This is a genomic window from Bartonella sp. B10834G3, assembly GCF_016102505.1.
GTDB lineage: Bacteria > Pseudomonadota > Alphaproteobacteria > Rhizobiales > Rhizobiaceae > Bartonella > Bartonella choladocola.
Genome location: NZ_JACFOM010000008.1, coordinates 1 through 4,846, shown reverse-complemented (window position 1 = coordinate 4,846; position 4,846 = coordinate 1). Strand labels below are relative to the sequence as shown.

The 4,846-nt window shown below is 47.9% G+C and carries 1 protein-coding gene; it reads right to left on the bottom strand.

Annotated elements, in window-relative coordinates:
• Positions 1-3,280: hypothetical protein (locus H3S94_RS11695; protein WP_246791220.1), on the bottom strand; the 3,280-nt coding region annotated here is incomplete at its 3' end.
• Positions 3,281-4,846 lie beyond the last annotated feature (1,566 nt).

Sequence of the window (4,846 nt, the reverse complement as noted above, 5' to 3'; positions counted from 1 at the left end):
TAACATCGGAGCCTTGCGAAACAAAGCCGAGGCTTGCTGCACGACCTTCCGAATAAGCCTTCGACTGCGGGTTCAATTGTGCGGCAGATTGATCCGTATTGTTGTGATTGCCGCCATTATTGCCACCGGTATTATCACCGCCACCAGTGTTACCGCCGGTAATATCACCGGTGTGATCGTGATCTTCATCATGATCGTGATCGGGAGTTTTGTCGGTTTTCTTGTTAATTTGCAGAATGAAAGCGGTGTTGTCTCCGGCCTTATTTTGTTTAAGCGTTGTATCGTAAAAGATAAATTGACCCTGTTTGAGCGCATAGGAAACAGGTGACCAACTGCCGGCAGATTTATCAATCAAAGTGATGGCGTCACCGGCAATAAAGCGTGGTGCTTTCGCGTCCAGTTGGGCGATTGTGTGCTTGGTATTGGTTAGATCAACCGGTGTACCGCCTTCGGCAATTTTTATCACTGTATCGCCATTTTTGGTATCGGTCGGTAAAGTCCAGTTATAATTTTCAAAATTATAGATACCGGAAACGGTTCCGCGGTAACCGTTGAGATTGAGAGTATTGCCGGAAAAAACATCGGCTGTGAGGCAGTCTTGACCATCACCACTAAGGCTGCGACCACCCCAGATCGAGCCGTATTGTGTGACATTTCCGCTCTCATCGCGTTCGCCAATGACGATCTGGTCGCCGTTAAGAGTTACGGTATTGTGGTTGGCATTGCCGCCGAACCCCACCTCGCTATTGATGAGCTGATTTTTGTCGTTAAAGTGAGTGCCGGCTTTTCCACCTTGTGAAAGACCGCCATAAATATCTTTATTGATTGCGGATTTTCCGGAAATTTCAATTGTATTGCCACTGACATCACCGGCATCACCACCCTTGCCGCCGTTTTTGTCAATGCTGTTGCTAATGTCGCCAAAGCCACCGTCTCCGCCAATGCTGACGCCGCCATAAACCCCGTATTTATGATCGCCATTAGGGCTCGTTTTCGTGCCATAAAGTGTCACGTCGGTCAAACTGATACGGTTATTGGTGACATTGCCACCTTTGCCGCCATTACCATTGGTTTGTGTCGCGTCATATCCTATTCCGCCAGCACCACCGACACTTGCACCACCATAGATACTTCCGCCATCCGAACCGCGAATACCGGACCCTTCATTGCTATTGTTTTCGCCGTCGATATTTCCGGCAGCGCCGCCAGCACCACCGTGAAGTTCTACCCGTTCAAGGATAATGATATTGCCACTCACAGTACCGGCATTGCCACCAGTGCCGTTTTTCAATCCCCCTTGCGAACCATAGCCACCGGCACCACCAAGGCTGATCCCGCCAAAAACGCTGCCGCCGCCAGCGCCACCGGCACCGCTGCCACCCATACTAACACTCTTGTCGCCTTCTTCGTCCAAGATTGTAATCGTATGGGAAATTGACCCGCCGGTACCGCCCGCATTGCCGTTCAATGTGGAATCGACAATCTTAATCCGGTTATTGGTAACATCGCCGCTATCGCCGCCATTGCCATTATATTTCTTTGAATTCGAGCCGTTGCCACCGCCGCCGCCGGTACTCAAACCGCCGATAACACTGCCGCCGCCTATGCCGCCAATGCCGCCACCTTGACCGCCTTTGCCGCCAATACCGCCATTCAGTGTTGTGTGATCGAGAGAAATAATATTGTTGCTGACAACTCCGCTACTGCCGCCATTACCGCCTCTACTCTCGCTATTTTCCGTGTTTGATTTTGCGTCACCGGCACCACCGGCCCCTCCCATGGAAAGACCGCCAAAAACCGTACCGCCGCCAGCGCCACCGGCACCACCACCACTTGTTGTGCTCGAGCCGCCAGCGCCGCCAGCGCCTCCGTCAATCGTGACATCAACCAATGTAACGCTATTGGATTTTACATAATCGGCGACACCTCCATTACCGCTCGACGTATCAGCCGCATAGCCGGAGCCACCGGCACCGCCGATTGTCATGCCGCCAAAAATCAGACCACCACCCATGCCACCAACGCCACCGCCGCTATTGGGTGCGCCGTCACCGCCTTTACCGGCATTTCCGCCTTTGATTGTTACATGGTTCAGGATGAGCTCGTTATCATGGATGGCGCCACTATTACCGCCATCAGCATTCGAGGCGCCGCTACCTCCGGCAAAACCACCTCCGCCGGCAATTGCCAGTCCGCCTCCGATGATACCGCCACCCAGACCAGCCGTTCCGCCACTCCCGTTATCGTTAATGGTCGAGCCGCCATTACCGCCGTCGGCTCCGGTCAAAGTTACATCCGTTAAAATAACGTGGTTATCGGAGATGACACCGGTTGATCCACCCTGACTATTATGTTGGGTTCCGCTATAGCTGGTGCCACCGGCACCGCCGATAGAAACACCGCCCAACACACTTGCACCGCCAAAGCCCGCGGTACTTCCACCGGCTTTCGACCCACCATTGCCGCCTTTGCCACCATAAAGGTCGGTTTTTTTCAAAGTGACATAATTGCCGCTTATGTCGCCTCCGCTGCCACCATTTGAACCATCGGCGGTTGAATGTGTAGACCAGGCTCCGGCACCACCGATACTGATTGCGCCAAAAACCGAACCACCCCCCATGCCGCCAACAGTGCTTCCACGATGGTTGTCATCGGGTGAACTATTTCCCTCACCTGCATCGGCTCCATGAATGGCGACATTATCAAGGGTAACATGAACGCCCTTGATGTAACCGCCATTTCCTCCCAAGGCCGCATTCGTACCATCATAGGCGGTACTCCCCGGTGCGCCTGCACTGAGGCCACCAAAAACCGAACCACCCCCCATGCCACCAAGTCGACCGGCTTGTTCGGCATTTGTTGCTTTATTTCCGGCTCCGCTCCAGTCATATTCAACATCTTTGACCGACACGATCGCCCCTGTGTTAGAGGCTCCGTCAATGCCATTATTGCCTGTCACATCATATTGCACAGAAGCAAAGCCATAGACATTATAGGGAGCAACAGTGTTTTCCCAATGCGTTCTTTGCCCCGCGACTGCCCCTTTAACGGTCAGTGTATTGGTTTGATCGCTCGTGCGCGGGAGAAGGCTCATGCGGGAAGCATTTATATCTGTCGGATCTGCGGTTAAAACGCTGTTATCAGTGCCGTCATAGGTAAGCTCGTCCGCTCTCACCTCTTCCACTGTCATGGCTGAAAAAGCCACAGCCGAAAGAACGATGCACGAGGCAGCGTTTAACAAGACCTTCGAGAGGGGGCTGTATTTAGAAGAAAGGTGCATAAAATTTCCTCGCTCTTTCATGGCCAAGGCCGGAGTCGCAAAAAAACAAGAAGCGCTCTTCATCGGCAGATAGCCGATTAATCGATGGCGCATGAATCAAACGCAGTCTATCTTGATCCATTGAAATTTAAAAGGAGAAAAACACAAAATTATGAAATCAATAATAAATAGAAAATAACACAAAAAAATTCTAATTAATAAAATAAAATAAAATGTATTTTAACTTATTTTTTTATAAAATAAAATAACATAATAAAAATAATATATATATTTATGTCGTTAAATATTAAAAAATAGTATTATAAATATAATAAATTAGCTGGCATAATAACTTTGTTTTAATGTTAATTCTCAATATGAATAAAAGTGAAAATCGGTTTCCTGTAATAGTTTTTCGGGAAGCAAAAACATAGAATGCTATTTGAAAAATGATGGTTTTAGCGGCGTTAAAAAGCGAATAATAGAATTTCATCCTTGGCTTTTCTTCACCATTCGGGAGGATTTGTCTGGCGTTTGGCGGTATTCTCTAAAAACCGGTGGAGATTGCAACACTATGCTTTTTGACAAAGTTTGAAAAAATATCACAAAACAGGTTGGCCATTTTGAGTCATTAAGGTTTTCCGGTTTTGCTGATAGCAGGCAATCGCACAAGAAATCCAACTGTTGGAGAAAAATTGGTGATTGTGGAAGATTGTCGAAAAACCGCTTTGTCGAGAGATGGGCAAAACTTTTGCAGGAAGAAGAGAGCGATAAAATATAAACCAATTCCGGAATTGCCAGACAATTAAAAAGCAAGATACCGCTTAAAGAATTTTAGAATTGAAGAATTTTAGAGTTGAAGAATTTTATAGCGGGTTTCTTTTGAAATTGCGGATGTGTTTCTCGTCAATAGGTGTGAGGATGGCATTCGCGAAAAGTCAAAAGCAAAATTTTCCGGAATGAAAAGACCAAAATGAAAAGACCGGAATGAGATGAATAGGGTGGGGGGCGAAAAAAGTCGCCCGCAATAAAGGCGGTAAAGCCGAAAAGGGAGTGTTCCCCATGAAATCCGGATTTATTCGGGGGCGAAAACCGGCCTAACAAAGCCCGGTTTTTCGCAATCTCTCCGGCGAGAGGTGGTCTTCTTGAGACTTTGCTCTCTAAAAGCCTGAGACTTTACTCTGTAAACGCCTGAAACATTGATTTGAAAAAGTCTGAAACTTTGCCTTGCCAAAGTCTGAAACTCTGCTTTGCCAAAGCTTGAAACTTTGCCTTGCCAAAGCTTGAAACTTTGCTTTGCCAAAGTCTGAAACTTTGCTTTGCCAAAGCTTGAAACTTTGCCTTGCCAAAGTTTGAAACTCCGCTTAGTCAAAGCTTGAAACTTTGCTTTGCCAAAGTCTGAAACTTTGCTTTGCCAAAGTTCGAGATATACCCTTTGCCAAAGCGTGTTTTATCAGAACTCGTAAAAGCGTGTTTTATCAGAACTCGTATTTGAGTTTGACACCGCCGCCGCCACCCTGACGAGCGCCGACATAACCCTGACCATCAACATTGATTGTCAAAGCTTTGTTGTCTCTCAACGGGTTC